7 protein-coding genes and 1 pseudogene are annotated in these 5,992 nt (G+C 58.5%); 3 read left to right on the top strand and 5 right to left on the bottom strand.

The annotated features are described in order from the left end of the window. From EN750_RS15380 to EN750_RS15365, 4 genes and pseudogenes are all read right to left on the bottom strand, one after another. Positions 1–466: pseudogene (locus tag EN750_RS15380) on the bottom strand (branched-chain amino acid ABC transporter permease); the annotation flags it as partial. Then, on the bottom strand, positions 463–1,791 hold the full coding sequence (locus tag EN750_RS15375) for an amidohydrolase family protein (protein WP_127318646.1): 1,329 nt from the start codon (positions 1,789–1,791) through the stop codon (positions 463–465). The gene EN750_RS15375 and the pseudogene EN750_RS15380, both read right to left, overlap by 4 nt. A gap of 51 nt (positions 1,792–1,842) precedes the next feature. Beyond that, on the bottom strand, positions 1,843–2,622 hold the full coding sequence (locus EN750_RS15370) for an alpha/beta fold hydrolase (protein ID WP_127396928.1): 780 nt from the start codon (positions 2,620–2,622) through the stop codon (positions 1,843–1,845). Next, the gene (locus tag EN750_RS15365; protein ID WP_127396927.1) at positions 2,619–3,497 is read right to left on the bottom strand and encodes a fumarylacetoacetate hydrolase family protein; all 879 of its coding nucleotides are present in this window, start codon (positions 3,495–3,497) and stop codon (positions 2,619–2,621) included. The genes EN750_RS15370 and EN750_RS15365 overlap by 4 nt, the downstream gene beginning before the upstream one ends. Positions 3,498–3,699: 202 nt before the next feature. On the opposite strand from EN750_RS15365, the gene EN750_RS15360 reads away from it, so the two are divergent. The 3 genes from EN750_RS15360 to EN750_RS15350 are packed head-to-tail and all read left to right on the top strand — an operon-like array spanning position 3,700 to position 5,394. Next, positions 3,700–4,371 (top strand): FCD domain-containing protein, encoded by a 672-nt coding sequence (locus EN750_RS15360; RefSeq protein ID WP_127396926.1) that lies wholly within the window; start codon positions 3,700–3,702, stop codon positions 4,369–4,371. A gap of 17 nt (positions 4,372–4,388) precedes the next feature. Next, positions 4,389–4,859 carry a LysR family transcriptional regulator gene (locus EN750_RS41485; RefSeq protein WP_189526220.1) on the top strand — a complete coding sequence of 157 codons (471 nt, stop codon included), beginning with the start codon at positions 4,389–4,391 and terminating at the stop codon, positions 4,857–4,859. Continuing rightward, complete coding sequence (locus tag EN750_RS15350) at positions 4,801–5,394, top strand: LysR family transcriptional regulator substrate-binding protein (RefSeq protein WP_174800298.1); 594 nt, start codon at positions 4,801–4,803, stop codon at positions 5,392–5,394. The genes EN750_RS41485 and EN750_RS15350 overlap by 59 nt, the downstream gene beginning before the upstream one ends. Before the next feature lie 195 nt (positions 5,395–5,589). Here the strand turns inward: EN750_RS15350 and EN750_RS15345 are convergent, their stop codons facing one another. Then, complete coding sequence (locus EN750_RS15345) at positions 5,590–5,793, bottom strand: hypothetical protein (protein ID WP_127396924.1); 204 nt, start codon at positions 5,791–5,793, stop codon at positions 5,590–5,592. Between the last annotated feature and the right edge of the window lie 199 nt (positions 5,794–5,992).

Below are 5,992 nucleotides of genomic sequence, written 5' to 3'. Positions count from 1 at the left end.
CGACAATGGAGATGCCGATGCTGACCAGGGTTTGTCTGAGATCGTCACCCTCCAGGCGACGGAAGACGACGACCTGCATGACGACACCGATCGCGGCCAGCACGATGAAGCCGGCAGCGACCCCCAGCAGCCAGTAACCTGTGCGGCTCGCCACTTCGTAGCCGATGTAGGCGCCGAGCAGATAGAGCGAGCCATGCGCCAGGTTGACGTTGCGCATGAGGCCGAAGATCAATGTGAAACCGCTGGCAACCAGAAAGTAGAGACCTGCCAGGGTGATGCCATTGAGGATGGCGCTGACAAAGGCTTTCTTCGATATCAGGATCGCGTTGAGCCAATCCGGCCAGACGGCGAAAACCAGCCATGCGACGAGCGCGGCGACCAGGAGCCAGAAAAGGCCCCACGCCTGCCGGCGCGACACGCCGCCGCCCGAAATCCCGGACGAAGATGGCCGGTCCAGGATACTCATGCAGTCAGCCGACGGCGCTGTTCGTTGATGCGCGGCGCCTTATGGAATTTGCCGTCCTTCATGATGGCGAGGATGCGGTTCTTGTCCTGCAGGATGCGCACGTCCGAGATCGGATCACCGTCGATCAGCAGCAGGTCGGCGAGATAGCCTTCCTTGATCAGACCGAGCTCGTCGCCCATGCCCATGATCTGGCCGCCAAACTTGGTTCCGGCCTGGATCGCTTCCATCGGTGAGTAGCCAAGCATCTCCACGAACGTCTGGATGTCCTTGGCGTTGGTGCCTTGCGGCGTCCACGCAAAACCATAGTCGCCGCCGATGCAGACGCGGATACCGCGCCGATGCATCTTCTTCATCGTATCGATGCACATTTCGAGCTCCCGCTCATATTCGAGCGAAAGTGGCGAGCCCGGCTTGATGCCCCATTGCTCGGCATGGCGAGCAGTGTTGATGAGCCAGGCAATGCCGGGCGCAACGAAGTGCTTGTCCTTGGCTGCTTCAAGCATGTCGAGTGCCTCTTCGTCGGCGAAAGAGGCATGGTAGATGTTCTGGATGCCGTGCCTGATGCACTGCTTGACCGATCCGGATGAGCGCGCGTGTGCCGACAACACCTTGTTGCGGCAGCGGGCCTCCGAGGCCGCCATGGCGACTTCCTCCTCGGACATCGGTGTCTCTTCGGCGCCCATGCCGGTGATGCTTTCACCGGACAGGTTGAGCTTGATCGAGTCGACGCCGTATTTGATCAGCTGGCGCACGGTGCGGCGGATTTCTTCCGGCCCCGAGACGACGATGCCGAGGTTGAGACCCTCATGCGGGATATGAGACGGCGACGAATCTCCGAGGCCTCCCACCGTGGTGATCTCGGGTCCCGCAGCTAGATAGCGTGGCCCGGGAAACCGTCCCTGATTGATGAACTTCTTGCACACGACATCCAGCCTGGGCTTGGCTGCCGCAGCACCGCGGCCGGCTGTAAAGCCCGCGTCCAGCACGAGCTTGGCCATTTCCATGGTGACCAGCATATGCTCCTCGATCTCCATCATCTGGATCGGGTCGATGCCGGGCGCATTGTTCCAGGACAGGTGCAAGTGGGCATCGATCATGCCGGGCATCAGCGTCGCGCCCATGCCGTCGATGACCGTCGCACCGCCACCATATGACGGTGACGATGATGAGCCAAAACGTGACGAACCCTTGGTGATCTGCTTGATGCGGTTGCCCTGCACCAGAACTTCCCCGGTGTAGGGATACTCACCCGTCGCGTCGAGCACGCGCACATTGGTGAAGAGCGTGCCGCCCGAACTGTTTCCGTTCCAGCTGTCTTCTGCCATCTTATCCTCCCAAAACTTTCGAAAGCGCAGTTTTACGCGCTGTTCAGGTCCTCACCTATCAACGCGTCGCAAAAAATCGGCGAGCTTTTGGCTGCTTTCGCGGGGGCACTCAATGGTAGCCCAGTGTCCGCACCGATCGAGCGACGAGATTACGGCTCCCTTGATCCCATCGGCAAGCGCCTGACCGACGCTCATCGGATTGACCGTGTCGGCGTCGCCGGTAACCAACAGGGTAGGGGCCGCAATGCGCCTGGGGTCGACCGCCACCGCCTTCGCCAGTGCCTCGCAAGTGCGCGCATAGGACTCCGGATCCTGACGTGTTATCGACTCGCGCACGAAGGCGATTGCCGCAGGCGACGTCTCCCTTGTATGCGCCGACAGCGCATTGGCGACGATCTGATCGGCAATGTCGGCAATGCCGCCGGACCTGGCCAGTTGGGCTCGCTTGGCGAGGCCCAGCCGTGTCGCTTCGGCAGGTTCGGCCAAGGCGCCGAACAATGCCAGCGAGGCGACCAGTGCAGGATGTTTGGCAGCGATCTGCTGACAGACGATGGTGCCCATCGAATGGCCGATGAAATGTGCCCGCGTCACGCCCATGCCGTCCATAGCACGGACAACGGCCTCGCTCATAATTTCCATCGTCAGAGGCTCGAACGGCCTTGGCGAGCGCCCCGAGCCAGGCAAATCGAGCCGGACCACACGATATCCAGAAAGTGCGGCCATCTGAGGCTGGAACATATTTGATGTTCCGCCGAGGCCATGGATCATCACCACCGGCATCCCTTCGCCGGTGACCTCGGCAACGATCGGTCCGATCGTCACGGTCGTCATTGCGCACGCTCCGCGAAGCGGTTCTCCAGAGACCCAATGCCGTCGATCTCGACGCGCACAACGTCGCCGGCCTTCAGATATCTCGGCGGGTCAAACCCGATACCGACTCCCGCTGGTGTGCCCGTCGCAATGATATCGCCCGGGTTCAGTGTGATGCCTTGCGAGAGCGTCGAGATGATCGTCGGGATATCGAAAATGAGCAGCGAAATCTTCGAGTTCTGGCGCAGGTCGTCATTGACGAAACAGCGGACCGAAGCACTATCGAGGTCGAGTTCATCCTTGGTTATGGCCCAAGGCCCCATGGGGCAGAAAGTGTCCTGGGACTTGCCTATCAGCCACTGACTGTATTTGCCCTGCAAATCGCGGGCGGTGACGTCGTTGACGATCGTGTAGCCCCAAACGTGATCGTAAGCGTGTTCCTTTGAAATTCCACGCCCACCCTTGCCGATGATGACGGCAAGCTCTGCCTCATAGTCGATGGAAGTCGATACAGAGGAGTCGATCAACTCATTGGTGTTGGTCGGTATCACCGACTCTGGAACCTTGGTGAAGATAATCGGGTGCTTGGGGATGGTCCCTGCGGCCGCGCTTGAATCAAATCCGCTGCGGGAAAACTCGTGGGCATGCTCATGATAGTTCTTGCCGACGCAGAAAATGTTGCGAGCCGGCAGCGGGATTGGCGCTTCGATCTCGACCTGTGCAAGCGGGATCGGCGAAAGCGTGCGCGGCATCCCGGCACCGTTGCGGCGGATCAGCGCCAGAAGACCGGTCTGTGCCTGTTCGACAGGTAGATCGAAAGGCGAAACGGTCTGCTTCTCGAGATCGACGATGCCGACGCGACGCTCTCCGGCGATCGCGAATGTCGCAATTTTCATGCCTCTCTCCCTGAACCTTTTATGAGCCAATATGTGGCCTTTGAAGACACGATAGTCACGATTGGTTGGGCTTGGCAATGGGCTGAGTGCAAGAATCTTCGCATATCTGGTAGGAAAGGCCTATTTAGGGGTTCGAACTACTAGACTGGACACCTAATGACTGATACTATTGGTCCACAATTGGATCAGATAGAAGTTTGATATGCCGAAGCTCGTTGCGAACGATATTGCCTTGATGCTCAAGAAGCGGATTTCATCCGGCGAATGGCTTGCGGACGGCCGGATGCCTCCTGAGCGTGATCTGGCGGTCGAGTTTGGGGTGGCGCGCAACACAGTGCGGCGCGCCGTCGGTTTCCTGGAAGGTGACGGAACGGTTGTTCGCCACGTCGGTCGTGGGACGTTTCTAACCGCGACAAATCCCTTGTCGATTGCCTCGACTGTGGCGCGGATGGAAGGCACCAGCCCGGCTGATATGATGGAAATCAGGCAATTGCTGGAACCAACTGCCGCGGCTTTTGCCGCAACCAATGCAAGTGCGGCAGACCTCAACGCTGTTCGCGAAGCTCACAAGACCGCTTGCGAGTCGCAAGACATGCCCACCTTCGAGCATTGGGACGCGGAATTCCATCACCGTTTGTTCGCATGCTGCCGCAATGATTTTTTGAAGGAAATCCACAATCTCATGCGTGCGATCCGAAACCAGTCGCCCTGGTTCGAGATGAAAAAGCGGTCATTCTCCGAAGAGCGCCGCCAAGTGTATTGCGAGGAACATCAGGCGCTTCTAGATGCATTGCTCCGTCGCGATCCCGATGGCGCCAAGACAGCGATGCTGGTTCATCTCAGAACCGTCGAGAAGAACCTTCTGGGACGTTGAAGTCGGCCAAAGTCAGCGTGCCTGGCCATTCGATTGTCTCCTCGACCCCTCAGTCTGTGTTGCGGGCCGGTTCGACAAGGCGAGCAGCGGCAGCCCTCGGGATAAGCCAGCCGGCTGTCAGTCAACATGTGAAGCAGCTCGAGACCACGCTCGGCATCACCCTCTTCAAGAGATCAGCCAACCGCATCGTCCCCTTGCAGGAAGCATGGGAGCTCCTGCGAAACGTAGAACTTGCCCTGACGTCCCTGGATCGGCTGGAAGCGTCAATCTTCGCGATGAAGCACGAGGAAAAGCAAAGGATTGGAATTGCCGCGCCTTCTGTTTTCGGTTTCGTGACCATGCCCAAGGTGGTGGCGATGATCCACGCAAAGACCGCTTCGGACGTCCGGTCAATTTTCTGGAAGCTACGACCAGATCGGCGAGCACATCTTGGCCGGTCGCGCAGATCTGGGGATCTCGAGATTGCCGCTGGACCCACGCCTGTTTGAATGGGCGCCGCTCGGGTCGGCACAAAACGTATGCATCTTTCATCCCGACCACCGCTTTTCGAAACAGGCCTGTATCGAGGCTCACGACCTGGCAGGCGAAACGACCGTCGATATCGATCCCCAGTTCGCCGCCCACCAGATGAACTTCAATGCGTTGCGCTTCGCCGGCGTTGAGACAGACATACTGGTGGAATCCGATTGCAACGGTCACGAGGCCGGATACGTTTCGGCTGGCCTGGGCATTTCCATAACCAATGAAATCATTGCGCGTGAATACGAAGCGTTTAACCTCCAAGCAAAACCGGTGGAACCGTCAGCGCTCTATCATTACGTCGCGATTTGGCAGAAGGGCAGGACCTTTTCGAATGCCTCTGAGCGTGTCGCTCGAGGCGATCATCGCGGCCTTTTCCACCCCTGCGAAAGGGTGAGATTTCTCAGAGGGCGGCTAGAGAACGACACTAGGCGGCCAAGCGCGGCGCGTGCGCCGGCGGCCGCACTGGGAACTCAAGCCGTTTCCAAACCGTCTTGGAATTGAGCGAGTTGCTTTGGAAAATGATGAGCGAGGTAGCGTACAAGTTTGTGGCTATCCATCAGCCGGTTTAGGTATCGTCGTACCGCTACAAGTTCGAGGCCCCACGAACCCATGTGCTCAGCGGAGTTTCGAAATTCCTGGCTCAACTCGGCCTGGCAGGGCCTGCGTGAAAAATGAGCTGCCCGCATTCGTAACCGGCTAAGCCACTTCCTGGCTGATGTCGGGGTGATTAACGGCTCGGAAGTGCGGCAGCGTCGCCTTTTGAAAACCATGAGCTGGAGGCAGCCATTTCATACGGTTTCTGGCCGCATCAACCAGTTCCTCTTCGCGGGTAAGGCCGTTCATAAAGAGCTTCAGCAGGTGAGAAGCCGCTTTTTCGGCATCGGGCGAAGTAAGCGGCAATTTGCTCTCGTCGCACACAGTCCGGCAAATGCGAGACAACATTTCAATCTCGCACGGACCAAGGCAGTGACCAGGGTACAACATAAATTTTCCTCCATACGGCTGTGGTCAAAACTGACCACCCACCGTGTCACTGGAACCACTTTTACTAGCCTACGGACTGGGCCTGCCAGTGGTTCAACCTGGCGCGCATCAAGAC

The organism is Mesorhizobium sp. M7A.F.Ca.ET.027.03.2.1 (assembly GCF_003999175.1).
Lineage (GTDB): Bacteria > Pseudomonadota > Alphaproteobacteria > Rhizobiales > Rhizobiaceae > Mesorhizobium.
Note: the sequence above shows the minus strand (reverse complement) of the source record. Positions and strands in the feature narration are given on the sequence as shown.

Bases quoted from the DNA above. Each gene is read 5' to 3' on its own strand.
- EN750_RS15375 (WP_127318646.1), bottom strand. From the start codon at position 1,791: ATGGCAGAAGACAGCTGGAACGGAAACAGTTCGGGCGGCACGCTCTTC.
- EN750_RS15365 (WP_127396927.1), bottom strand. From the start codon at position 3,497: ATGAAAATTGCGACATTCGCGATCGCCGGAGAGCGTCGCGTCGGCATC.
- EN750_RS15370 (WP_127396928.1), bottom strand. From the start codon at position 2,622: ATGACGACCGTGACGATCGGACCGATCGTTGCCGAGGTCACCGGCGAA.
- EN750_RS15360 (WP_127396926.1), top strand. From the start codon at position 3,700: ATGCCGAAGCTCGTTGCGAACGATATTGCCTTGATGCTCAAGAAGCGG.